The following is a 24830-nucleotide window of genomic DNA, read 5'->3' as shown; positions in this document are numbered from 1 at the left end:
ACCGGTATTTGCAATCGGTTGGCCGGTCAGGATCGCCCCGTGCTTCCCCTTATTGCCGGCTCGGACGATCAGAGATAGCTTAGGCTGACATCGGTGCTGATGACTGCGACGCCCTTTCGAAGTGCAGCGCTGGGGTCACCGCCTCGTTCGCCGGCATATTCCGCTTCCTAAGCAGTGATAGATTCCCTACCCAAAGCCGGTCTCGCGATTCGGTTTTAGACTGCCCGGCCCGCTAGATACCCCGTCTGCAGTTCAGTTGGTAGCGACCCGCCTGAGGCAGACGGGGTTACCCTTGAATGTCTTCTTCTTCACGCTTATCCTGCGGCAGCTCCTGGCGAGGTTCAACGTCATCGCGGCGCGCGCCAGCGCGCACCAGTGTCTTCGCTCCAGCCACCACATAGCCCAGCGCCTCGAAAGCAAGCCCGACCTTGCCGAGCCCGCGCGTGATCTTGACCAAATCCATCAGTTCAGCACCTTCTTCAGTTTGGCGAGATAGGCCTTTTGCTCGGCCAGTCCACCGGTGCCACCCTGAACCAGCCGACACACGGCGGCCACATCATCACGATCGGCAGCAGCGTTGATTTTGCGATCGTCCCAATAGGCGCAGGCGACCAGCAGGCCGGTATGCGGCTCAGACACCAGATCCGGCTTGGCCAACACGTCGACACCGGTCAGCTCCTTCGCCTTGCGGTAATTATCCTCGAACGTCAGCTGGGTCGGCCCGCGCCCGCGATGGAGCCAGCCGTCATTGACATTGTCATTGCCGTAGCGGCCGCCATAGACCTTGTTCGCCAGCGCCTGCGGCTTGCTGGCAAAGGGCTGCGCTGATGCGATCGTCGGGAAGCGGCTGGGCCAGACCTGGACGATCCGCTTGGCGGAATAGCTCAGATCCTCTTCCATGACGCGGAAGCCGCGCGTCTCGACCGCCCAGCGCGCCAGCGCGTGCGCCAGGCGCAGCGGCGTCACGATGGCATAGCGCGGGAACATCTCAGCCGCCGCCTTGCCCAGATCGCGCGTGAGCGCGCTGGCGGCGCCGCCGGCGTAGGAGAACAGGCCGCCATAGCTCAGCGGCCCGAAGTCGCCATCGATCCTGCCGGAATAATGGGCAGCCGCCTGCAGCCGGAGTTGCACCGCTTTTGTATCCATAGATCACCTATTCGATGTTAAGCCATTCCCACCATTCAAAATGGGGGTGAGTCGATGGCAAATTTTGAAGAGCTGCTTCGCGACCAGATGCTTGCCAATGCGAAGCTCACAACGCGCATTTCATCGCTAGAGACAATGGTGGCGTCTCTGGCCGCTGAGATATCTCTCAGCGGCGTAGTTCCGTCTTTACGCCTGGAGGAAATATTGGCGGCGGAAGAGAATGCTGCAATTGCAGCGATAACGGATGCTGGACTTGAGAACCCTATCACACGCGAAATCTATACCGAGAAAGCAGCCTTCCGAAAAAACCTGGCCGAGATTGCACGTTTGGCGCTTCGACGGTTGCTAACAACGCGAGGATAGCATTGCGTCGATGCGTTTCTTCATCGTCTTGACGTTGACGCAGCAAGGTCTCATCCTCTTCAGCACGGGTCGATCGACGGCCTTTCATAAAATCTCCTAACGTTATCCGCTCAACGCGGTGTATTGCCCATAAAAGCGTCGAATGCGGCCTTCACCCGGCCACCCACAGCGCCCTTGGCGATGCCGATGATACCCGCGCCCAGACTGCCCACGCCGATGCCGGTGATGCCGGCCGCAAGCAGTTCCAGTTCCTGCGCCTGCACCCAAAGGGTGGCGACCAGCAGGCAAAGTGCGGTGATGGCGATATCGAGCGCCCACTGCGCCTTGCCCTTGGCCTGAAGGCCGATGATGACGCGGGTAATGATGACGCCGCAAATGCAGACGATGGTGGGGCCAGCGTGGAACGGCTCACCGAAGATCCACCAGATCACCGGTTCGCGAGATGCAATAGAGGTCATTGCGGCGGCCCCCAGCGCCGCGCCCAATCTCACCGCAGACATACGGCGGCCAGGGCGGCCACAAAGCTAAGGATGATGACAGCGAGCGCGCGGACCAGAACGGGCCAGCGCGACCACATGTCGACGGGAAGCGGCGCCTTGCGCAGCTGATGCTCGATGCCGGGCTCGCCCAGCACGACGATGGACATCCACATCAATCCGAAGCCTATGGCGATCGGATCGATCCAGCGCTTCGCCATCGATACCCGGGCCGTCGTCACTACATCCTGCGGGTTCCAGCCCCATAGGAACATGGCTTCAGCACCACATCGAAGCGTGATGCCGATGCCGGCAAAGAAGGTGATGGCGCGATAGAGGGTGACGGGGTGCAGGGGATGGTCCCAAAGCCGCTGGGTCCAGATCCTGCTGCCCTGTTTGCCGACCATCATGGCGCCCAGAAAGGTCGTGGCGGTCATGAGGAACAGGTTGAACATATAAAGGGATGCGCCATTTTCGAAGCTGGGCGGCACGATTGCCTCCGGCATGCGCGCGGCGCTCTTTGCCGCCAGTGACCCGGCGGCATCGAGGATAAAATTCATCATGGACTTATCTCCGGCTTGCGCGGTTGAGCGGCTGCCTGCAATTTGGCTGCGCGAGACTGTGCTCGCTCACACTTGCTCCATGGCGTCAAGCGCCGGAACTGAGCGCCTCAAGCGCCTCAAGGCGCGCATGGTTGACGGCAATCAGGAACAGGGCCAGCTGGTCTGGGCGAACCCCATAACGGTCGCCCGCATCACGGGCCTCCTGCACGACGATGGTTTCGCCAGTGTCATATTCCTCTTCCTCGGTGACCAGCGCGGGAACCTGCCGATGCTCGATGATGTCATGGCCGTCCTCGTCTTGGCCGACGACCATCGGAAGCGTCACCTGGCGTTCCACCTCGATCGGCCGGGTCGCCATGACCGGCTCCCTGATTTCTGGCAGGGCGTCCCATTCGTCATGGCAGCACCATGCATAGCGGCGCCAGTCCAGCCCCTCATCGGTCAGGATGGCAAAGGCGGTCTGTGCGCGAACCCCAAAATGATAGCGCGCGCCGTCCTCGCCCTTTTCCGCGATCGCATCGATCCACTGGTAAAAGCCCAGTTCCGCGATGATGCGCTTGCCCGCCCGCAATTCTGCGGCAGTCAGCCCGCCACGCCATTGCTTCAGCCGTTCGTCCGACGTGTTGATCGTGCCGGTCGCCGCGCGTACCACCGCCCACAAATAAGTGGCGGAGCCCAAATCCCAGCTGTTGCTGACGGTCGGGGTGACAGCGCCGGATATCTGGAAACCGGCGCCACCCGCATCCAGTCGCGCGGCACGGATGCGGGAGGTAGTGCCCGGCGCGGTCAGATCCCATGCGGCATAAACGCCATGGTTGCTGCCGGCCACATGCGCCGCCGTGCAATACATGCCGAACGTGCCCTGCTCTGCGAAGTCAGAGCCGGTGAATGGATAGGCACTCAGCGTGACGATCGGCGTGTTGATGTTGGCCAGCACCGCCGGCGCCGCCTCCGTGCCATAAGCCGACTTGCCGGCAAAGGCTGCGTGTGAACCGGAGCTGGCACGATAGGATATCAGGTCCATGCGAACGAAGCTGTCGCTCGACTTCATGCTCGGCGACAGCGCGCCGGTCGAGCGGGATACTGTCAGTCCCTGATTGAGCAGATAGCCGGTCGATCCGTCATATTTGAAGACCTGCGACCACACGCCTGTCTTGGCGAGATCCATCTCTATCCGGACGGCGCCATCACTACCCAGGCGCTGCCGGAAACTGCCATATTGACCGCTATAGATGCTGCCATTCTTGCCGACGATGCTGTCGTAATTCTTGTCGTCCAGATCCACCATGTCCAGGCCATCGGCCTGTAGATAGGCGGTGATCGGGAAGGCTGTCGTGCTGCGCGCCAGGGCAGGCTGCAGGTTGACGTTCAGCGCTTGACTGAAGCGGATGGTCGTCTTTTCGGAGCCGGGCGAGGCATAGGTAACCCGGCTGTTATTGTTGCGCGCCGGGGAGGTGATCACACAGAAGCCGGACGTGCCATCCGGCATTCCCTTACCCTCGGCCTCGCCAATCAACTCGCCATCCAGAGAATTATGGATCTGGATCGCATGGGCATAGCCGTTCCAGCGGCCATGGACTTTCCAGCCGCGTAGCCGTGCGCCAGACACCTCCAGAAAGCGCTCCATCGGAAGCCCGTTGACCGGATCGGTCGATCGGCGACCGGTCTGGTGGAACAGGCCGGTCATCAGGTGCCGGCGGATTTCCAGACCCGCGCAGCCCGCACCGAAATGCGCCGACTGGATCAGGCTGTTGACCGTGATGACGGCCGTCGGGTCGCTGGTCAGCGTGATGCGCAGCTTGTCGCCGACCTTGGCGAGGTCCGCGATGGTGAAGGATCCATTCGATGGTATCGTGATTTCACCCGACACGATGCGCGACCCGACATCGCCCGGCAGCACGCCTGGTCGATGAAATGGGTGGTTCGGCGTCCAGGGTATCTCGACATAATTGGCGCCGACGGCCGTCACGACATAATGATCGGCGCCGCGAATAGCCGTCGAGACCAACCCCTGGTCATAGCAGTCGGACATGCGGATGCGCTCGGCGCTGACGATCGTGCCGCTGGGCCATTCCAGCGGATCGCCATTCGCGCGGATCAGGCAGCCGACCATCCGCCAATAGCCGATGATCGTCACGTTCTGGCGGATGATGTCGGATGCGCCGTTGATGTAGAGCGCGACATCACCGTTCGAGGCCGCCCAGCCGGGCGTCTTGGCATCATAGCCAGACACGCCCTTGTTGCCGAGCATGATGGTAAAGTTCCGCAGGATCGACCGGCGGGCATTGGGCTTGATGTGCATGGCGGCGGAGAAGGCGCGCGGCGTGGCGCCCTCGCCAGTCGCGACATTCGCGTCGTCATTGTAGAAATTGGTCAGCGCGAAATTGCTGTCCAGCGGGGCGTTGACCGCATCCGGGTTGGGCAATACGCCGCCCGACGTTCGCAGATCGGTAACGCCATAGGCGTAGGAGGTCTTTGGCAGGGTACCGGTGAACAGCAGCACCGTGCCACGCACTTTGAGCGCGCTGGCGATCGTGCCGCGTTCGTACCAGAGCGAGCCTTCCCCCTCCATCACGAAATAATCATCGAAATCCAGCACATGCTCGTGCAGCCGGTACATCTTCTCGCGCATCCGTATCGGCGTCTTGGTGGCGCGCGCATAGGCGATCATGTCAATGAAGGCCTGCGACCAATCGGATGCAGCAGATTCCGCTGCCTCATCATAAGGCGCCTCAACATAGGTCATGGCCGTGGTCGCGAACTGCTCGGGCCAGCACACCCGGCAACGCAGCTCCAGCCACCCACCGCGCGGATCCTGCCGCTTGCCCGGATGCGCCGGCTCGGCGTCGACATGCACCCAAAGGCCCTCGCCACCATCGCCAGGCTCGACCGATCCGGTCGCCTCGAAGCTGGGCACATTGTTCGATGACAGGCCGGCTATGTCGATAGACGACAGCGCCTTGACGCCTATGCCTGTCGCCGATCCCGGCTCAGCGATTTCGCGGAGCCGTTCCATGCAGGGGACATAAATGGTCTGGCCGCTGGCGTTTACGACAGGATAATATCCCAGAGGACCGGCCTTGCCGCCTGCCGCATCGAAGCTGTCCGGGTCGTCGGATCTCCCGGCCAGCACCATGTTCTGACCGTTCGACCAAGCCTCATAGTCTGCGAATAGGCTCGCGTTGCGGGCCAGCAGCCCCGCCAGCTGATCTTCAGCCGCCATTGACCTCTCCCTGATCAGCGACAGCAGCCAGACCGCGCAGTCGCACCAGTTCTGACTTCGCGAGCGATGCGATATCGGAGCGCATCTTCACCCACGCTGCCACGCGCTTGCGGGTTGCCTCGTCCAGATCGGCGGCGGCGGACGTCATGGCCGCCATCAGCCCGTCAACCTCGGGACTGGCCAGCAGGGCCACAAAGTCCTCCTGGGCGCCCACGGTAGCAATCGCAATCCGGCGCTGAAGCGCATCGAACTGTGCGCGCAACTCTTCGACGCCGGTGGTACCAGCGTTTTCATCGGCCATGGCCTTGCTCCTGTTCTTTAGGGTGTTTCGACAGCGATGATGGTGACGGACTGCCGTTCGTTCGTGCCGAACAGGGGCGTCCCGTTGAATGCAGGGAAAATCCGCGACGTCCAGCGCGCGCGGATGAACAGGCCAGAGAGCGGTCCAGGGTTCCAGATCAGGGTAGCAGCGCCCGACATCTCCCACTGGATCAGATCTGGCACGCCAGGCTCACCATCAACCACGACTTCGCGCAGACTTTCTGCCACGCCCATGGTGCCGATCGACGTCCAGTTCGTGCCGTCCGCGCTATGCTCGACCGTGATGACGCCGCTGCCCGACCCGGAAATGCCGCCGGTGCCGCTATTGGCGCGGTAATCACGATGATAGCGGGCAGAAATGTTGATGTTGACTGTGTTGCCGTTGCTGGTGAATGGCCCGACGGTGACGAAGGCGGTGGGCGAAACCACCGTCGAGGTGGCCTCATTCTTGAGGATGCCGCTCGACAGGCCGCCGCCGAAATAGGCGCTCCCGTCGATCTTCATGAACTTGATCGCGTTCGCCTCTGTGCAATCGGCGAGGTCCGAGACCACCGGGCCGGTCCATTCCAAAAACTGGTTGGTCGATCCGAAGGGCGCACCGGTGATGCTCATTATGGAGCCGCCGGTGGTCACCTGGCGCCCGCCCGAAAATTCCCAGCCATCGCCCGCCGGGTTCACCACGCTGAAATTGTCGACCAGGAACTTGGCGTCGATCTCCCCGCCGCCGGCCGCCAGCTGAAAACCGCCAATGACATCGCCCGAGACGATGCGCGCAACCAGGCTGGCATTAAGCCCGTCGACCGACTCCAGCAGCAACGCGACGCTGGCCGTATTGCCTTCAACCGTCGTCTGCACCCCGCTGATCAGCGAGGCGAGCGCCCCATCTTCGGCCGCGCGCGCCGTCGCCTCGGTTTCGACCGCTGCCGATACAGCGCCGATATCACCCGACAAGGTGGCGGCCAGCGCCTCGCGCGCGGTGGCCTCCGCGCTGTCGGCCGATGCGCGGGTGTTTGCCTCGCTCAGGATCGCCGCATTGATGTTGGCCAGCTCGCCGCTGATGCTCGATGCCAGCGCCTGGCGCGCCGACGCTTCGGCGAGGTCGGCATCAGCCCTGGTCGATTGTTCGGCGACGATCGCCGCCATGACGGTAGCGATTTCGCCGTCGACCATATCCTCGACCTGCGAAATCGCCTGTTCACGCGCGGTGGTCTCCGCGCTGTCGGCCGCCGCTCGCGTGCTCGCCTCGCTGCTGATCGCCGCCATGACGGTGGAAATCTGCCCGTCGAGATCGCTTTCCAGCGTCGAAATGGCAAGGTTGCGAGCCGCAGTTTCGGCCGCATCTGCATTGGCGCGGGTCGTTGCTTCAGACGAGATCGAAGCGGTGACATCGGCATGATTGCCGTTGACGACGCCTTGCAGCGTGGAAATCGCCGCTTCCCTCTGCGCCGTCTCCGCTGCGTCCGCATCGCTTCGCGTGGTCGCTTCGGCCAATATGGCGGCCTGCAGGTCGACCACCTCATCATCGACCCGCAGATTGACCTGCGATATCGCCTGCTGCCGCTGAGTCGTCTCGGCCGCGTCGGCGCTCGCACGGGCGACGGCCTCAGCCTCCAGCGCCGACGACACGTCACCGATATCGCCACTGATCAGGGCGGCGAGCGCCTGGCGCGCCGACGCCTCCGCCTCATCCCCTGACACGCGGGCGCTGCTCTCTTCGAGAATGGCCGCGTCGACCGCGCCGAACTGGCTGTCCATACTGGCGGCCAGTGCGACGCGCAGGGCGGCCTCCGCCGCATCAGCGTCCGCGCGCGTGGTCTGCTCGGTCGCGATAGCGGCCATGACGGTGGTGATTTCGTCACCGATCGTCGTCTGGATCTGCGATATCGCCAGTTCGCGTTGCGCGGTTTCGGCCGCATCTGCTGTTGCGCGGGTTGTGGCTTCCGCTGTGATCGCCGACTGGATCTCCACAACCTCATCGTCAATCCGGGTATGAAGTAGGGAAACGGCAGCCTCCCTCTGCGCTGTTTCGGCGGCGTCCGCCGTGGCGCGGGTGCTGGCCTCGGACGCGATGGCGGCCTGGACATCGATAATCTCATCATCGATCCGCGTGTGCAGCAGCGACACGGCGGTCTCTCGCTGGCTGGTTTCGGCTGCATCGGCCGAAGCGCGCACAATCGCCTCGTCGGAGATCGCCGCCATTGCCGCGCTGATCCCGTCGGTCGCGGTCGCCTCGATCTCGTTGACCCGCTCGACGATTGCCGTGTCGCCCTCGATCCGCGCGTCGATCTCCGATCGCACCCGTGTCGTGATCTCGATGCCGTCGAGGTGCGTCAGCCGCTCCCACCGGGCCTTGCGCTCTTCGCCCAGCAGCTGGGCGTCATAGATGGCGATGCCGTGATTGCTCACGCGGTCGAGCAACGCCTGAACGCCGCTCAATATATCGCCGGGCGCGGTGGCGGCGCCCAGCAGCATCAGCGCCAGCTCATGATCCTGCTGCCGGTCGACCAGCGCCAGGGCGCCGGCGACGATCTCATCAGGGTCGGTGACCGACGCCAGCGCCTTGAGCGCATCCAGCACATTACCGGCGGTCGTGTCAGCGACAGGAGCCCAATCGGGCGCGCCTACCGTTGCCCCGTCCTCGGGCTTCGGATGGGCAGGGTCATCATCCTTGACGTCGGTCCAGCCGATATCCGGTGCCGGGATCAGCGGCGCGATCTTCGCCGCCGCGCTCAGCCCCTCGATCGACAAGGAGAGTGTGCTGACATTCTCCGCGATCTCGATCGAGAAATCCTTGAAGAAGCCATAGACGGCGAGACTTTCCAGCGACGCATCGCCGATCCACAGCGACGGGGTCGCGCGGACATTGGCCAGCCGGCCCGCCACCGTGTCGACCGCGCCGGTGTCGATCAGCCCGCGCACCTCCATGCGCTTGGCCCATGCCCGCTGAACGACGGTCACCTCGCCAAAATCGTCGGTCTCCTTTCGACTATAGTCGGTGATCGCGGCGGTGGGCGACGCCTCGGTGATGCCAAGGCCGAGAAGATTGCCGATCAGCAGCGTGCCGACCGATACCGTGCCGGTGCCCGCGATCGTGATGGACAGCGCGCCATCATTGGCGGGCAGGTCTAGGAAGGTGACCGCGCCCGGCACGCTCGCCGGCGACAGGGTGCGATCATAGCCGACGCCATGTACCCGCACGCTGTCGGCCGTCACGTCGAGCAGCGCAACTGCATTGATGGGCCGATCCGGCTTCAGCGTGATGATCATGTCATCATCCGCTTCGGTCAGCGACCCCAGCGCCTGGTCGAACATCGCCCAGCGATTGGTCGGCGCGATGTCGAGCCATTGGCCCGACGACACCGGGTCATTGCCCAGATTGTCGTCGATCGCGCTTTCATAGATCCGATGGGTGTTGCCCAGCAGAACCCGCGCGCCCAGCGGATAGGCCGTGCCGGCCGCCCATGCCGGATAATCATCTTCTACGACCGTGGAGGCCCACAGCATGTCATCGTCGATCGTCAGCGGCTGCAGCAGGCGCAGGGTCGACGTGCGGGCGTCGGGCGTCGGATCGCTGCCGTCGTCCACGTAGTCGCCGCCTTCGGCCAGCCCCTCGATCGTCAACGTGCAATAGCTGACCGGCGGCAGCGCCAGATCGAGCGTCAGATCCTTGTAGAAGCCCATGATCGACAGACTGTCGAAACGGTCATCAGCAACCCATTGCACGGCGGTTGCGCGCAAGGCCGCCAGCTGGCGCTGAAGGCCATCCACCTGATCGGTCGGCACCATGACCCGCACCGACATGCGGCGCGAGAAATTGCGCCGCACGACGGTGGTGACGCCGAAATCGTCGGTTTCCCGCCGGCTATAGTCGGTGATCCCGATCGTCGGCGCCGTCTCGGTCGCCCCGATCTCGATCACGCCGGCATCGGTGATGACCTTCATGCGGCCTCCGACCCCACGACGGTGATGGCTTCGCCGCCGCTGGCCGCCGTGACATTGTCCAGCGTCCGCTTGATCGCACCGGTGTTGCCGGCGGTAGCGGCGTGGCCGGTCGCATTCTCGCTGCGCAGCTGGGCCACTTCCTCACGTAGCGCCTTCAGCTCGATCACGACGCTGTCGCTATCGCTACTGCTGGTCGATGCCTGCGCGGCGGTCGCGGCCGCTTCCAATATCGTGCCCGTCGGCGCGCCGGCGCCGGTTGCGACCCCCGTCGCGCTGGCGCCGCCGGCCAGCGCCAGCACCGACGCATAGACGCTTTCCAGCGTGGCAGCGGTCTGGGCCTTCACCCGGTCCAGCTCCTGTCGGCTCGTTGCCGCCAGCTGAGCCGCCTGCAAAAGGGCCTGCGACAGGCCCGGCAGCGAGGACGCTGCGTCCTGATCGCCGGCCTTGGCGGCCGCGACAGCGGCATTGAACTGGCCCTGCAACTGGGCGAAGCTGCCCGTGCCGGTGCCATCGGTGATGCCGCGGATGCGATTGACCTCGTCCATGATGCTGTCACCCACCGACGACCATGCATCCTTCAGCTTCTGCGCGGCGTCGGCGGCCTCCTGCGCGTCCTGAAGCGCCCAGATCTGCTGCTGCAGCGCGCGGTTGCTTTCGTCGAGGCTCGCCAGCTCCATTTCGCGGATCGCGGCGGTGTTGCCCTGCAATTCCAGCAGCTGCTTTTCCAGATCCTGCCGCTCCGACAGGATATCGGCCGCGCTCTTGGCGCCATTGAGGGCCGATTGCAGGTCGGCGAAGGCCGGCGCCAGCTGCAGCAGGGTGGCATAGGTGGCCTGGCCCGCGCTGGTGGTCAGATCCTGCGCGTCGACCAGCTGGCGGAACGCCGCCAGCGTGCCGGGCATGGCAAGGCCCAGGCTGTCGAACGCGGTCGCAAACTGCGCGGTGCGGGCGGCGGCCTGTTCCTCCTTCGTGTAATAGGTCTCGAAGTAGGAATCGACCGCGCTGCTGAAGTCGCTGACACTATCGAACTGGTCCGCCAGCGCCATCTTGAGATCGATGCTCATGCTGCTGGCCGACGATCCCAGCATGGTCAGCGACGAGGTGACGCTCTCCACGGTCGAGGCAACGCGCACCAGCGTATCGAACAGGCCTTCGCCCACCGCCTGGAACTTCTCGATGCCGGGAAAGGCGGCCTTGGCCATGTCGTCGGCCGCCGCGCCGAACACGGCGGTCAGCTTCTCTTCGATCTCTTCGCCGGTCAGGCCCTGCAGGTCGATCTTGCCGATGTTGACGACAAAGCCATTGAGTTTCTGCTGGATCTCGCTGGTGGCGACACCCAGCGGCCCGGCGGCAGCGAGGATCGCGTTGTTGAATTCGCGCAGGATCAGCGTGAACTGGTTTTCAAGGCCGCTGTCGGCATCGCTATATTGCGTCGAATATTTGGTCGACGTGGTCAGGCCGAACAGCTTCTTCTTTTTCTGGATGTCGCTGTAATAGGACGCGTCGAACCCGCCCGACAGGATATCCTCCAGGCTCTGCGCGCCGCCATAGAGGCCGCTGCCGACCACTTTCGTCTTGCTGCCGAACAGCGACCCGATGATGCTGCCGATCCCGCCGATGATGCCGCCGACCACCGGGATCTTCGAGAACAGGCCACCGCCGGTGATGATTCCTTCCAGCACCTTGCCGGTCGTGTCCTGCGAGAAGCCAGTATTGACGCCGGCGGACGCATTGACGCTGTCGGTGCGCAGCACCAGCGCGGCGAAGCCGGAAATATTGCTCTCGATCGCGCTCAGCGATGCCGCCATCTGCCGCGAATAGGTCAGCATGACGGTGTCGACCTCCTTCAGGCTGTCGATCGCGCGCTTGATGCTCTCCGACTTCGCCGACGCATCGCCCAGCACCGTGCCCGTCCCGTCGTTGGCCTTTTCCAGTGTGTTGCGATTGCCGCCGAACGAGCCGGCGACCGACACGCCGATGCCCGCAAGCGCAGCGATCGTCGCGGCACCCGCTGCCAGGTTGAGGGGGAAGGGAAGCGAGGAAATGGCGGTGACGACAGCCTCGACCGCCTTGGTAGCGGTTCGCGCGCCACTTTTGGCAATTGCCGATGCAGTTGCGGCGGCATCCTGCGCCATGGCGCGCACCGACAGAGCGAATTCGACGGCGCGGAAAGCCTTCTCCGCGACCGCCAACGCCTCGTATCCGTCCGACCCCTCTTTGAAGAAGCCCTTGGCCGCGCTGGTCATGTCGCCATACAGTCCGATCTGGCTGGTCGCGGTCGCCAGCGCATAGCGCGAATTTTCCTGCTGGATCGACCGCTCGTCGGCGCCGGCTTGAGTGATGCGCGTGAGGTGATCGGCATCCAGCCGCGAGCGATCCGCATGGAAATTGGCATAGATCGCCGCCATGTCACCGATCGCCTGGCCGACATCGCCGAAAGCATCGGCCATGCCGCGCGCCGCATTCTCGACATTGCGGGCGATCAAATCCCAGCGCTCGGCGGTCATGTTCAATTCGGCATTGAAATTGCGCTGCGCCTGCGCGTTGATGACCGTCTGCGCGGCGATGTCGCCCTGCGTTTTGATGTAAGCCGCGATTTTCTCCGGCGCGATCACATTCTGCCAGCTTTCCGTTTCACGCTGCGCTCGGAGGGTGGCGAGTGCGCGCGCACGTGCTTCCTCGGCCACGCCGATCAGTCGCAGTTCTTCACGAACCTCAGCGAGACGATCATTGCTGGCGTCGATGGCAGAATTCGCCTGAGTGTTGATCGTAGCAATCCGCAGCCTCTCGCGTTCTTTCCGCTGATCTTCCAGCGCCTTGGTCGCGCGCTCGGTCTCTCGCGTGAGCCCGCGCAGCTGCGCCGCTTCGATGGATGCGAGCAACGGCAAATCGTCGATCCTCTCACGGATCAGGTCCGCCGCACGCTTCGCGGGGACGAGGCCGGCAGCGACCTGTGCGTTGACCTCTTCCTGGGCTTTGGCCTGGTCCCGCAGGGCGGCATTATTCTGCGCCGCGGCCGAAATGCGGTCGGCGATAGCCAGCCGCACCTGCTGATCAACCAGCGTCTCGGTGTCGGCGCGCTTCTTGATCGCCTCCGATTCCGCCTTCAGCCGGGCTTCGGCGATGACGGCCGCGCCGCCGGACTTGTCATAGGCCGCGGCCAGCAGGGCGAAGTTGCGGATCTGGGCCTCGACGGCATCATTCTCGCGGCCCAGCTTTTCCAGCCGCCGGGTTTCCGTCGCTGCGGCACGATCGGCGGCGGACTGCTCCTTCTTGGTCTGGCGGATCGCCTCCTGCTCGGCAGCATAGCCCTTTTCCAGCGTGTGGCGGGCTTTGGCATAAGCCTCCACATCGCCCGTCTTGCGGAACTGCTCGTTGAGCGCCGACAATTCCCGCTGATATTTCCGCGTAGCACCGGCCGTCGCATCGATATTGGCGGACACCTGGCTGCCGACCGCAGCGGCCTGCGCATCGCGGAAAGCAACCTCCGTCTTCGACAGCATCGCCTGCTGATCGGCCAGTTGCTTGTCGAGCGCGGTCATCTTGCGCTCCAGCAGCGCCGCCTGCGTCGTGGCGATGTCAATACCGCCATCCTGGCCACGGCTGGGGTCCGGCCGGGCGCTCTCGGCGATCGCGGCGGCCAGTTTCGCGCGGGTGTTGGCAATCTGCTCGATCGTTTCCGCGCGGGTGTCCAACGCCTTCTGGCGCGCCGCGGCGGCAGAGGCGAGCAGCGCGCGCTGCTGATCCCACTCGGTGTCCACGGCGGCGCGGGTGCTTTTTTCCAGCGCGTCGATCGCGTCTTTCAGATCCTTCGCCGCCTTGGCCTTGGCCTCGGCAGCCGCAGCACCATCGAACAGGCCCTTGGTGAACATGGAGCCGACAAGGATGGCGGCGGTGATCGCCAGCCCCCACGGTCCCATGAAGAACCGCGCGACGGCGCCCGCCTTGCCCTCGATGTTGGCGAACTGGCCGGCAAGTTGGGCACCCTGAACGGCGAAGGCGTTCAAGGGATTGGCGCCCATGGACACCTGGGTAAAAAAGTCCTGCACCTGATAGCTGGCGCCCATCATGGCCTGGCGATGCGCACCGGCGCTGGTGGTGCCACGGCCAATGGCGGCATTGGCCGTGTCCAGCGCCGACTTTTCCTGCTGCAGCTTGGCAACATACTGATCTAGCGAGATCGCGCCGGCGCCGATCAGCGTGCGGGCTTCCGCCATTTCCGCATTGAAGCGCTGTTGGGCAGCGGCGGCCGGATCGATCGACGCGACGAACCGGCGGGTGCGGGTTTCGATATCGGCGCGCGCGGCGGCAGCGGCGCGATCAACCGCTTCCTGCTCACGCATCGCCTGGACGCCGGAGCGGGCAGCGGCCTCGAACATCTGATAGGCGACGGTCGCCTGGCGCAGCGCGATGCTTTCCTCTTCAGCCGCTTTGACGGCGCGCGCGGCGGCCAGGGCCTTGTCTTCGGCCGCGGCCTCGACCTCCTGACGCGCCTTCCGGGCGGCAGCGAATTCCTGATCATAGAGGGCTGCCTCCTGCGCGCGCAGGCGGGTCGCGAGTTCGGTCAGACCCTGATCCTGAGCGGCCTGAGCAGCCGCCTCGACCTTCATCCGGCGGATTTCCTCTCGGGTTTTTCCGAAGGTGGACGCCTGGCGCTCCAACTGACGCGATAAGGCCTCGCCCGCCTTTTCGGCATTGGCCATCTCACGCGCAGCGCTCGCCATTTCACGGGTCGTCGCGCCAGCGAACGTCCTGATCTGGGCAGTCGCAGCACCAAGGTCGACCGCGTTCTTGCTGACCGCCTCGATCTTCTGGAACTCGCGAACAGCATCGGCCGCCGTCGAGCCGATCAGGTCATCGAGCGATCGAAGCTGGCCAAAGCTGTCATGGAAATCGATGACAAGGCCAACGCCAAGGGTCGGGGCACCTTCATTGTCCAAGGGCGACCTCCACGATAAACAGGCTCCAGGGAATCAGACCGGAGGGATGGCGAAATGCGGTGGATTTTGGCAGCGGCGATGATGGCCATGCCCGCGCAGGCGATGGCTGCGCCCACCTATCTGGGTTGCCAGATCGCAGATTCTGGAAAGGAATATCTCGTTAATTTCGCGCTCGACGAGGCGAAGGGATCTGCAACGATCTCGTCAGATGCGAACGACAAATCATTTTCGGCGCCCGCATCGTTCTCGCCGGAAAAGGTGACCATTCAGGAACGTGTCTTCACATGGGTCATCGACCGAATTTCGCTCGATCTTCAACGGAGAACGGTGATCGGCGATCAACAGTGGAATGAGAGAGGCAAATGCACGGTCGCCAAGCCGCCGGCGAGCCGCGCATTTTAACCCAGCACCGACTGCAGCGCCCGCAGTTCGATCTCGCGATCCTGTTCGGTCGGCGCGCTATGCCATGGCGCCGGACAATTCTCGCTTTCGGCGCGGCGGCCCTCCGCGAGATATTCGACCGATAGCTTCCGGATCAGTCGAGCCTCCCAGGGCGCGAGGCGGAGCCGCACCGACTGTTGCCAGGCGTTGATCGACTGCCAGCTAAGCGGGGCGGACCCCATGCCGGCCGCCTCGGTGAGGCCGATCTCCACCAGCCGGGCAAGAATATGCGGAGCGGAGACGGGCGGCATCTTCGGGGTGACGCCGATCGCCTTCATCTGTTCGTTGCGGCTTTTGGCCGGCGGCTGGTTCTTGGCCGCCGCGCGTTTCGTTCCCTCGGCCGGCTTCGGCGTGGCATTGAGCCACGCCATCTGCCGGACCGCGAGTGTCAGTTCCCGCTCGACGCGGGCTTGAAGTTTCCCCAGTCCTTATGGGCCTTCTGGATCTGCTGCGCGATGAAGCCCAGCTTCTTGTCGGCATAGAAGGCGCGGAACAGTTCCTTGCCCTGCTTGCCGGCGCCGGCCGTGTAATTCAGATTGTCGAACTCGACGGTGATCGACGCCAGGTCGTCGGCGGCCTCCGTCTCGCGCTGTTCGGGCGTGCCGACGCTGGGCTTGCCGTCATTGTCGGCCATGCGCTTGAGGATGCGCGCGGTCACGCGCTGCTCGACTTCGGCGGCAGCGTCGGAGCCAGGACCATAGATGACGATGCGGACGGGCTTGCCGTCGTCGAACAGATAGTCGCCGTTGATGCCCTTGACGTGGATCGCGGCGGTGTCGGCCGCCGCCTGGGTGAGAATATCGAAACCGGACATAGTCTATTTTCCTCCGCGGGAAGGTTGCACCGACCCGCCCCGCCACCCGCGATGCGCGGGGCAGGTCGATGCGCGTGAACCGGCTCAAGGCCGGAAACGGGTTGGGTTAGGAAGCGGCCTTCACGACGGGGGTGTTAATTTCCACCGTCGGGTTCGCCATGATGATGCTGTCGGCATTGCCGACATTCTCCGGATAGCCGAAGGCGCGACCTTGGAAGTAGCGCTTGGCACCGGTCGGATAGGTGACTTTGAACGAATAGAGCGCATTATTGGACGGATCGGCGGCAGTGCGGAGCAGCACCTGACCGGCGTCGGTCTCGTCATGTGCCATCGAGGGCTGCAGCGAACCCCAGTCCGTCGAGCCCTTATGCTTTTCCTTCGGCCCCTTGAGCGGCTGAAACTCGACCTTGTTGGTGGTCGCGCCGATGACGCCGATCTGCTCGACGCCGCCGATCTCGGTATAGGTCAGTGCCGCATAGCCGGTGGCGTCGGCGGTCGCGGGAGCAGCGGCCGAGATCGCGATCGTCGTGCCCGCAGCAGTGGTAGATGCCATGGTATTTCTCCTGTTTGGCGCGCCGGATCATCCGGCAAGAACCGTCCGCGCGGGCGGACGAATGTGGTCAGGCCTTCTTGGGCTCGTCGCCCTTCTTGGCGTCGTCGGTCGGCTTGGCGGTGCTGGTGACTTCCTCGACCAGGCCGCCAGCGGCGTAATTGGTGAATTCGCCGGCCGTCAGATCATCGACGATCTCGTCAGCTTTGAAACTGCGTTCGGTGCCTGCATCGCGAAAATCGCGCAGAACCTTGGCCTTCTTGGTGGTGGACATGGTGCTACTCCTGGTGATGAAACGGTGTTGAGGAAGGTCAGTCGAAGGCGTCGAAGGACACCTTGAAATCCTGGGCGCGCTCGAAGCGCCCGCCGGGGCCATTGACGTCGGGGCCGGTGCCGGCCGTGATCACCGCGACGTTCAGCGCATCGCCGACATTGCCCGTCCGACCAGCGCAACATTTGCGCACGGCGGCGATAATCGCCTGGCGCTCGACATGGCTTCGGGCGAGGACTGTCACGGACACCCGTTCGGTGCGCCGGACCAAGGCCAGGCGCTTTAGCGGCTGGCGGTCGACAACGCTGATTCCGCTGACGACGATCGCCGGCAGCGGCGAATCGTCAGGCAGAAGGCCGGCCTTGATCTGGGTCACAGGCACAAGGTCAAGAAGCGGCTGATATTCGCCCATCAGCGCGCCGATGATGTCGCTTCCCTCCATCACCGTCATTCGTCATCCCCTTCCTCGGTGCCGGTGATGCCGCGCCGGGAGATCCGCGAATTGATGTAGCTCTGCGCAGCGCGGATCGCGTCTTCTTCCTTGATGTCGAGCGCCGGGCGCAGGAACGGGTGAGGATTTGCGCCGGGGTGCCAGATGGTACGGCCGACGAAATTGTCATTGATCACAAGGGAGGCATCGCCTTGCGCATCTCGAACCTGTTGGTTGATGCGGCCGATACCGCGCCCGGACCGCTGGCTGTCGTCAACGCTGATAAAGTGGCCGGATGTGCCTCGTTCCAGCCACAAAGCGCGGAACCACGCATACCCAGGCTTTACAGTGACATGGACCACAATGCGGCTGTCTTCACGCTTAGTTTTGACGACAATTTCGCGTGCAACCTCTTCAGACGGTGACCGATCCTTTGCCTCATCAGCGATGATCCGACCGCCGGCACGGCCGGCGCCGCGCAACACCTTAGCGGCAAGATTCTCCGGCAGGCTGGAGAGGAAGGCGCTGACCTCGTTGCGCCCTCTCATGGTGGCCATCAGGCCGGATTTCCCGCCGGCCGATACTCTTCGACCATGAATTCCAGCCCGTCGCGAAAGCCCAGCTCGGCCGGGCCTGACACGATCTGCATGATGCGGCTGCCCATCACGAAGCGCATCGAGGGTGTGACATCGTCGCGAAAGCGAATCCTGATCCGGGACGGGCGTGCGGCGACATTGATGCCTTCGGCCAGCTTTTCGCCCCGGCTTGGGAGCATGTCCTGCACATTGGCCCACACTTCAGCGAACAGTGCCCAGTTGCCCAAACCCGCACCGTTGAACGCCGCGCTGGCGACGGGCTGCTCGATCCGCACTCGGCGATTGAGGGTGCCAGGGTCCAGCGACATCAGCGGAAAACCCGATAGGGCTGGAGCAGCGCCTGGACATTGAGCGACATCGGAATAGCCGTTGCGTTGATGTTCATGTCGGAGGCCGTCCCGCGGAATCGATGAAGGTCGCCGACCATCAGCAGGATGGCCGCCTTTATCGGCGCTGGCACGCTCGATACGATCGGATCGGCGTCGGGATTGACCGCATAGCCGGCGCGATAGCGGATGCGGACGGTTTCGCCATCGTTGCCTCGCCACTGAGCTGAAGGCCAGCCGTGGGGCCAGGCCGGGCGCAGCAGGTTGCCGGTCAGCTCGATTTCATCGGCATCAAGGATCGCCGTTTCACCGACATAGTCGAGATATTCGACCGACACGATGTCGACGGCGGGCGGCAGCGGCACGGCGATCGACGTGACACCGAACGCCGGCAGGAACATTTCCAGCGTCTGGAGGCCCAGCGCTCGGTTCAGATATCCGTCGGGGCCGTCAAGATGTTCGGTTGCCGCCGCCACCATCGCCTCGACAGTCACCTTCTCGGCGTCATCGTCCAGCTTGAGATGCGCTTTCGCTTCCTCCCAGCTCACGATCGGGCTGGGGGGAACGACGACGGCGACGCGCATCAGGATGCCTTCGCGGGCTTCTTGTTGTCGGCGGCAGGCGCGACCTTGTTGGCGGGCGCCGTCGCCTGCTTGTTCGCGATCGGCTTGGGTTCGCCCTTTTCTTCGGCCACATCTTCCTCCTTTTCATCATCGGGATGGGCCTCGTCGCTGATGATCTCGACGAGGCCGACGGCGAAGAGCTCGGCGGCGCGCGCGCGGGTGACGGAGTGCGTCGAGCCGGCGAGGACATTCTTGTCCACGTCGGTGCCTTCGGCGCCGCAATAATCGCGCTTCACTTTGATGGTCGGCATGGGTTTCTCCTTTTCGGGGGCGAAGGGAGGCTGGCGCGGGCAAATCCTACGCGGCGATGCGCGCGCCAGCCACCGTTCGGGCGGGATCGCTCCCGCCCTCCCGTATTACCCGGCGGTGAAGTCGGCGAACTCGCCGTAGATCAGCGCTTCGGGGCGGTAGACGGCGAGGCCGATCCGCTCTTCGGCGAGGATGGTCACCAGGTTCTTGATGAAGTTGTCGCGATCCTCGGTCGAAAGCTCGACGGTAGCGTCTTCGCGGTCGAAATACTGGCAGGCGAGCTTGAACGCGCCGGTCAGGAACTTGTTGACGGTCATTGCCGGCGTTTCGACCACGGGCAGACGCCACAGGCGCGGCTGCGCGCCATCGGCGACGTTGCCGATGATGTATTCGCCGATTTCGTTCTTGGTGGTTTCCGCCCGCGCCCAATCGATCGGGTTGAGGACGTGGCCGGTGGCCGGATATTCAGCCAGAACCGCCTGCAGCATGGCGTAACGCATCTGGTCGAACATGTTGCCCGCCACGAGACCGCCGGGAGCGGCATATGCGGTAGCCTGGGGGATCATGCCGAGCAAATTGGTGCCCGTGCCGTCTCCCTTGAGCAGCTGCAGTTCCTCGGCATAGGCCAAGCCATAACGCAGACGACCGTCGATATAGCTTTCCAGCATCGGCGCGTCGGAGAGAATCTGGCGCGAGGCCTGCACCCAATGCGCGATCGTGGCGACCGGCAGGGTCTTCAGATCGAACTTCAGGTCAGATTGTGGCTTCTGCAGGGTCTCGCCGACCGGCGCCGCGGCGTTGACGAAGCCGGTTTCCTGCACGAACTGGATCGCGTTCGAACTGGTGCGGCCGGGCGTGATGAGGTCGCGGACCGTCATACGGCGCTCGGGCGGGGCCACGATGCCGTCGCGGCGATCGGGAATGATCAGGTCGCCAGCCGAACCGTTGGCATCGGTGGTGAGCGAGGTGATGATCGCTTTGGTGCCGAACTGGACCGTGCCCTTCGACGGCGCGCGCTCCATGAACGACTTCACGTCGTCGGCCTCGATGAACATGCGGCCGACCGACTTGCGCTCGCTGTCGCTGTCGCCACCGCCACGCCGCGCGAGCTTCTGCTCGATCTCAGTCATGGTGGCGGACAGCTCGTTGAACTTCACCAGTGCTTCATCGGCGCTCTGCTTGGCCGACTTGCTGAGCTCTTCGCCCTTTTCCAGCCGGCCCTTCGCGTCCTCGGCAAATTCCTTCACCTTGTCGGTGGCGGCCTTGAGGTCGCGCGACAGCTGCTTGATGTCGGGCTCGTCGCCGCCGTCCTTGCGGCCGAATTCGCGGGGCTGATATTCGGCCGAAACAGTGGCGCCCATGGCGATAGCGGCCACGCTCGACGCGGCCAGAATGTTGGGGTGCTTCATTTTGGTAACTCCTCAGAGCTTGGGCAGGTCAAAGCCTGCGATGGCGTCGGAAATGGATTTGATGTCGCCGGCGCCCTCGGACTCTCTCCGGAGCAGATGATCCAGACCGTGGCTGGCGATTGCCGCAGCCTGGGATTTCGAGAAGGGAAAAGCCTCGCGCAGTGCCTTCTCAAATTCGGGTTTCGTGGGGAGCTGGCCGCGTTCGAGCTTGAATTTCACGGCTTCGACGCGGGCGTCATCATTGGCGGGGAAGGTGACAAGCGACACCTCGACCAGATCCAGCTTGATAAGGGTGCGGATGCCGGTTTTCTCGTCGTAGGACGATTCCCGGACCCAATAGCCGATCGACAAGCCCGACACGGCGCCCGCCTTGAGGAGCGCATGCGCCTCTTTTGCCTTGGGCACGTCATCGATGAGCAGGCGACCCGATACCTTCAGGCCATGCTCGTCTTCGGAAAGGGCCTCGTAGATGCCGATGGGGGCCGACGTCTGGTGCTGCCAAAGCACGGGGACCGGCCGGCCCTTCGCCTGGATCTCTTTCAGGCTGTTGGTGAACGCGCCGGCCGCGACGATCTCGCCATAGCTGTCGGTCACACCGAAAACCGAACCATATCCTTCAAAGGTGCCATCTTCTTTGACGGCATCGGCCTTGATCGACAGGCTGAAGTCGCGAACCTTCAGCTGCCCATGCTTGTGGTGCAACAGCATCACGCGTCTTCCTTCTGCTTCATCGAGGGCAACCCCTCCGGGAAAAGCCAGTCAACGATTGAGCGCCGGGCAGCTTCGCCCCCGGTGCTGGTGATCTCGCCCAGCTGCCCGGCCGGGATCATGTTCGACTGAATGGTCAGGTCGTCGCCGCCTGGCAGGGGCGGTAGATTTTCTAGGCGCCGCACTTCGTTGCGCGTCATGATGCCGTTCTGCACCATCTGGGCATAGAAGGTGGCGCGGCCTGCGCTGTCGGCGCGCAGAAGGCCCTCGATATTGATTTCGACGGTGGTGGTCAGGCGCTCTGCAGGCGTGAGCAACTGCTTCATGATCGCCATTTCGAGGCGCTTCAGGCGCTCGCGGAGGCCAAACATCAGCCAGCCCAGCGTCTGATTCTCGATGCTGCTGCCCAGAGTGGTATTGCCCGCGGTGTGCCCGACCAGATGGGGAGGGACACCGAACCAGCGACAGCCATCTTCGACCGAGAACTGCCGGCTCTCGATCATCTGGGCGTCGTCCGCCTTCATTTCGATAGCCTGCCAGGTGAGACCAGCTTCGAGGACGAGGGGCTTGCCATTATTGTCGCCGGCAAACGGCTCGACCACATATTTGTAGATGTCCGCGCGCTGGTCGGGCTTGAGCGTCTGATTATTCTGTGTCGTCAGTACGCCGGAGGGCCGAAGTCCATTGCGATAAATCTGAGCCGCGGCTTCGTCGGTGGCCATAGCCAGGCCGAAGGAGTGGCGGCCGAAGTCCAGGGTCGAAAGGCCGCCCAGGGGTGACCCGCCGAAGCCGCGGACATGGAACATTTCGTCCTGACCGACCTCCTCCATCCCGCCATTGTCGGGATATCGGTAACGAATCTCGCCGCCGGCGACCCGCCGGACCTGCATAACCTCCGGGCGCAGTGGCGTCAGTGCGATGATCTTCCCGCCGCGACCGCGGGTGATGCGCGCGAAGGCATTACCCCACAATTCGAGGCTGACGCACATGAACTGCCAGAAATCTAGAGCAGTTTGATCAGCATTCGGACTGTCGTGCACCAGGCCATAGAGAGGATGGGTTTTCAGAACCTTGCGCGATCCGTTTGCGCCGTCCTGGTAGACCATGAAGGGCAACGAAGAGATCGTACCGGAAATCAGGCGGATGCAGGCCCAGACCGTCGACAGCGTCAGCGCATTGGTCGCCGTGACGGTCTTCCCCGAGTAGGAAGGCTGGCCGAACACGCCTTTCCATGCGGAGGGATTCAGCAGCGACAGCGCCGTGCGGAGACCGCGCCACATTTTGCGGCCGAAGGACAGCTTCACGCTGCGTTCGCCTTCATGGCGGCGAGATAGTCATCCATGCTCCCGCCCTCATCGGTGTCAAGCGCGCCAACGCCGCGGGCCATCACTGCTGCGACCATGCCGTCGATCCTTCCCGTGCTCTTGGCCTTGTCGAGCTTGCGATTGCCGGCCGGATCTTTGTTCACGACGGCATTGGCTGCGCACATCGTCAGCACCGGATTGCCCCCGTGCCGGACGCGCTCATTCAAGAAATCGATCTCGATCAGGTCCATGGCGGGCGCCATGCTGACGTAACCCTGCCCGAACGGCTCGAAAGGCAAAGAAATTCCAGCCTTTTGCATCTGTGCTTCGAGCGTCTTGAAGCGGTGGCGGTCATAGCCGATCTTGATGACGGGAACGCCATCGCAGATCCGCGCCAGATCGTGCGCCACATATTCATAATCGACCGCAACGCCGGGCGTGGTGAAGATATAGCCCTCGTCCGCCCAGACATCATATGGCGCGCGATCGCGCTTCACATGATCGCGGAGCGTGGCCTCCGGTTTCCAGAACCAGGCGCGAAAATGCCAGACCCCCTGCCACAAGGCTGCCAATACGAACGCGCAAAGGTCGGTCGTCTCAGCGAGGTCGAGCCCGCCATAGACCTCACCCTTCTCGAACGCTTCATCGTCTGTGTTATCGTTGCAGGCGCCCCAGACGCTGGGCGAAATAAAGGGCGAAAAGCGGTTAACCCGCTGGTTCAGATACAGATTGCGGAAACCATTCTCCGCAGAAGGCATGCGCGCCGCGCGTTCCGCCGCGGCCAGCAGCTCGACCTTAGATCGGAACGTACCCAGAGCCGGATTTGCCGCCTGATGGGCCGCCGGGTCGAGGACGTCTGCCTTGGGCTCGGCAGCATATAGCCGCACGACAATTTTCGGGTCTCGACTGCGCAGCGCATCGTCGATCTTGATGCTGAGCATGTCAGCGTCGGTCGGCGCCTGCGTCGAAATGATGAGCCGAAGGGCGTCGTCATATGCGCCGGAGGCTGTTTCGATCGCTTCGACGAAGTCGTCGAGCGGTCCGCGCACCTGGCCCAGCTCGTCCAGGATCGCCAACACTGGCGACAGACCGTGCGCGGTGCCTGCCTCGGCCGACAGAGCCTCATAGGTGACGTTCAGCGCCAGGCCGATCAGCGTCTTCGCGGACGGGATCACGCGCACCAGCGCCTTCAGCTTCGGGTTCAGCTTGACCATTTTCCAGGCCAGGTTGAACACGAGGGCCGCCTGCTTGCGCGACCGGGCGCCCGATACGATCTGACTGTTGAGCCTGGCCTCCGGGCCGACCAGATGGACGAGAAGCAAGCAGGCGATGAGCGCTGTCTTGCCATTCTTGCGCGCCATGCTGAGGATACCCTCAGTCGTGCCCGCCGGATTGTCATACACCGACCAGATAAATTCCTTCTGGAACATATCCAGCCGGATCGGTTGCCCGACCAGCTTGCCTTCGGGCACTAGGCAATATTTTTCGACAAACGCGATGGCCCGGTCGCCGCGGGTCTTCGGCTTATGGTCTCCCTCGAACGTCGGCGGCGGTATAGCGCCGCGCGGCTGGCTCACTGGATAGTGCTCGGCCTCGCCAGCAAGCCATCGTCATCCTCGGCAAGCGGGTTATGGCCGGCCTCGATCTCTTTGGCCTGGTCGCGGCGCCGGTTCACGTCCCGCTGCTCGCCATGCTTAGACCGGCTGTCGAGCCCAAGCGCGCGGCGGAGCGTAACGATGCGCCGTGCGAGCTTGTCGCTCAGTTCGATCGTCTGCATCAACGCCGAAATCTGGACATGTCCGCCACGATCGACAGTGTGGCCGGCCAGCCGTTCAGCATCTGCCATTGCCCGAGCCAGATTCGCCGCGATGGCGAGATCGGCCTCGGTCCATTCGGATTTCGCCCGCTCAGCGATGATCGCATCCCAAAAAGGAGCGTCGCCGCGGCGCAATTTGAGGTGCTTGGGCGGTGACAAATCGCGGGTGGACGATGCCATTACGGACAGCGCCCCCTCCGCGCTGTCGATGCGCTGGCGTCGGGTCATCGGCTGGCCTCCCGGCCCAAAGCAAAAACTGTATTAGCAAACGATTTGGTGGCGGGGTCGGTGTCCGGTGGCGGTCGACCCTGATTTTTGG

The 24830-nt window shown here is 63.6% G+C and carries 24 protein-coding genes; 2 read left to right on the top strand and 22 right to left on the bottom strand.

The window, feature by feature from the left end:
* Positions 1-286 precede the first annotated feature (286 nt).
* Positions 287-463, bottom strand: coding sequence for a hypothetical protein (locus tag JQK15_RS04030; protein WP_214863601.1), 177 nt, complete (start codon positions 461-463; stop codon positions 287-289).
* Positions 463-1131, bottom strand: coding sequence for a glycoside hydrolase family 19 protein (locus tag JQK15_RS04025; protein ID WP_353047180.1), 669 nt, complete (start codon positions 1129-1131; stop codon positions 463-465). The genes JQK15_RS04030 and JQK15_RS04025 overlap by 1 nt, the downstream gene beginning before the upstream one ends.
* Positions 1132-1200: 69 nt before the next feature.
* Between JQK15_RS04025 and JQK15_RS04020 the strand changes: the two genes are divergently transcribed.
* Positions 1201-1509, top strand: coding sequence for a hypothetical protein (locus JQK15_RS04020; protein ID WP_214863597.1), 309 nt, complete (start codon positions 1201-1203; stop codon positions 1507-1509).
* A gap of 110 nt (positions 1510-1619) precedes the next feature.
* Here the strand turns inward: JQK15_RS04020 and JQK15_RS04015 are convergent, their stop codons facing one another.
* From JQK15_RS04015 to JQK15_RS03990, 6 genes are all read right to left on the bottom strand, one after another.
* Positions 1620-1967 (bottom strand): hypothetical protein, encoded by a 348-nt coding sequence (locus tag JQK15_RS04015; protein ID WP_214863595.1) that lies wholly within the window; start codon positions 1965-1967, stop codon positions 1620-1622.
* Between the two features lie 29 nt (positions 1968-1996).
* Positions 1997-2548, bottom strand: a complete 552-nt coding sequence (locus JQK15_RS04010; RefSeq protein ID WP_214863593.1) for a hypothetical protein — start codon at positions 2546-2548, stop codon at positions 1997-1999.
* A gap of 85 nt (positions 2549-2633) precedes the next feature.
* Positions 2634-5771, bottom strand: a complete 3138-nt coding sequence (locus JQK15_RS04005) for a tail fiber domain-containing protein (RefSeq protein WP_214863591.1) — start codon at positions 5769-5771, stop codon at positions 2634-2636.
* Positions 5761-6072, bottom strand: a complete 312-nt coding sequence (locus JQK15_RS04000; protein ID WP_214863589.1) for a hypothetical protein — start codon at positions 6070-6072, stop codon at positions 5761-5763. The genes JQK15_RS04005 and JQK15_RS04000 overlap by 11 nt, the downstream gene beginning before the upstream one ends.
* Positions 6073-6089: 17 nt before the next feature.
* Positions 6090-10034 carry a coiled-coil domain-containing protein gene (locus JQK15_RS03995; RefSeq protein ID WP_214863586.1) on the bottom strand — a complete coding sequence of 1315 codons (3945 nt, stop codon included), beginning with the start codon at positions 10032-10034 and terminating at the stop codon, positions 6090-6092.
* Positions 10031-14974, bottom strand: a complete 4944-nt coding sequence (locus JQK15_RS03990; protein ID WP_214863584.1) for a hypothetical protein — start codon at positions 14972-14974, stop codon at positions 10031-10033. The genes JQK15_RS03995 and JQK15_RS03990 overlap by 4 nt, the downstream gene beginning before the upstream one ends.
* A 54-nt stretch (positions 14975-15028) precedes the next feature.
* Here JQK15_RS03990 and JQK15_RS03985 point away from each other — a divergent pair, with 54 nt between their 5' ends.
* Positions 15029-15376, top strand: coding sequence for a hypothetical protein (locus JQK15_RS03985; protein ID WP_214863582.1), 348 nt, complete (start codon positions 15029-15031; stop codon positions 15374-15376).
* On the opposite strand, the gene JQK15_RS03980 is transcribed toward JQK15_RS03985, so the two are convergent.
* From JQK15_RS03980 to JQK15_RS03915, 14 genes are all read right to left on the bottom strand, one after another.
* The gene (locus JQK15_RS03980) at positions 15373-15786 is read right to left on the bottom strand and encodes a phage tail assembly chaperone (protein WP_251007534.1); all 414 of its coding nucleotides are present in this window, start codon (positions 15784-15786) and stop codon (positions 15373-15375) included. The genes JQK15_RS03985 and JQK15_RS03980 overlap by 4 nt on opposite strands.
* 17 nt (positions 15787-15803) lie before the next feature.
* Positions 15804-16229: a hypothetical protein gene (locus JQK15_RS03975; protein WP_214863580.1), complete on the bottom strand. Its 426-nt coding sequence runs from the start codon at positions 16227-16229 to the stop codon at positions 15804-15806.
* Positions 16230-16335: 106 nt separating this feature from the next.
* Positions 16336-16782 carry a hypothetical protein gene (locus JQK15_RS03970; RefSeq protein ID WP_214863578.1) on the bottom strand — a complete coding sequence of 149 codons (447 nt, stop codon included), beginning with the start codon at positions 16780-16782 and terminating at the stop codon, positions 16336-16338.
* Positions 16783-16849: 67 nt separating this feature from the next.
* Positions 16850-17053, bottom strand: coding sequence for a hypothetical protein (locus JQK15_RS03965; RefSeq protein WP_214863576.1), 204 nt, complete (start codon positions 17051-17053; stop codon positions 16850-16852).
* A gap of 37 nt (positions 17054-17090) precedes the next feature.
* Positions 17091-17501 (bottom strand): hypothetical protein, encoded by a 411-nt coding sequence (locus JQK15_RS03960; protein ID WP_214863574.1) that lies wholly within the window; start codon positions 17499-17501, stop codon positions 17091-17093.
* Complete coding sequence (locus JQK15_RS03955) at positions 17498-18037, bottom strand: HK97-gp10 family putative phage morphogenesis protein (protein ID WP_214863571.1); 540 nt, start codon at positions 18035-18037, stop codon at positions 17498-17500. The genes JQK15_RS03960 and JQK15_RS03955 overlap by 4 nt, the downstream gene beginning before the upstream one ends.
* A complete protein-coding gene (locus JQK15_RS03950) occupies positions 18037-18384 on the bottom strand; it encodes a head-tail adaptor protein (RefSeq protein ID WP_214863569.1) in 348 nt (115 codons plus the stop codon). Before JQK15_RS03950 ends, JQK15_RS03955 begins: the two co-directional genes overlap by 1 nt.
* Complete coding sequence (locus JQK15_RS03945; protein ID WP_214863567.1) at positions 18384-18986, bottom strand: head-tail connector protein; 603 nt, start codon at positions 18984-18986, stop codon at positions 18384-18386. The genes JQK15_RS03950 and JQK15_RS03945 overlap by 1 nt, the downstream gene beginning before the upstream one ends.
* Positions 18986-19276 (bottom strand): hypothetical protein, encoded by a 291-nt coding sequence (locus tag JQK15_RS03940; protein WP_214863565.1) that lies wholly within the window; start codon positions 19274-19276, stop codon positions 18986-18988. Before JQK15_RS03940 ends, JQK15_RS03945 begins: the two co-directional genes overlap by 1 nt.
* Before the next feature lie 105 nt (positions 19277-19381).
* Positions 19382-20683 (bottom strand): phage major capsid protein, encoded by a 1302-nt coding sequence (locus JQK15_RS03935; RefSeq protein WP_214863563.1) that lies wholly within the window; start codon positions 20681-20683, stop codon positions 19382-19384.
* A gap of 12 nt (positions 20684-20695) precedes the next feature.
* A complete protein-coding gene (locus tag JQK15_RS03930) occupies positions 20696-21391 on the bottom strand; it encodes an HK97 family phage prohead protease (protein ID WP_214863971.1) in 696 nt (231 codons plus the stop codon).
* Complete coding sequence (locus JQK15_RS03925; protein WP_353047179.1) at positions 21391-22695, bottom strand: phage portal protein; 1305 nt, start codon at positions 22693-22695, stop codon at positions 21391-21393. The genes JQK15_RS03930 and JQK15_RS03925 overlap by 1 nt, the downstream gene beginning before the upstream one ends.
* Complete coding sequence (locus JQK15_RS03920; RefSeq protein WP_353047178.1) at positions 22692-24272, bottom strand: terminase large subunit; 1581 nt, start codon at positions 24270-24272, stop codon at positions 22692-22694. Before JQK15_RS03920 ends, JQK15_RS03925 begins: the two co-directional genes overlap by 4 nt.
* Positions 24269-24739 (bottom strand): phage terminase small subunit, hendrixvirinae-type, encoded by a 471-nt coding sequence (locus JQK15_RS03915; protein WP_214863560.1) that lies wholly within the window; start codon positions 24737-24739, stop codon positions 24269-24271. Before JQK15_RS03915 ends, JQK15_RS03920 begins: the two co-directional genes overlap by 4 nt.
* Positions 24740-24830 lie beyond the last annotated feature (91 nt).

The sequence above is a fragment of the Sphingobium sp. BHU LFT2 genome (genome assembly GCF_018604485.1).
Taxonomy (GTDB): domain Bacteria; phylum Pseudomonadota; class Alphaproteobacteria; order Sphingomonadales; family Sphingomonadaceae; genus Sphingobium; species Sphingobium yanoikuyae_A.
This window is presented reverse-complemented; position numbering and strand designations above follow the sequence as displayed.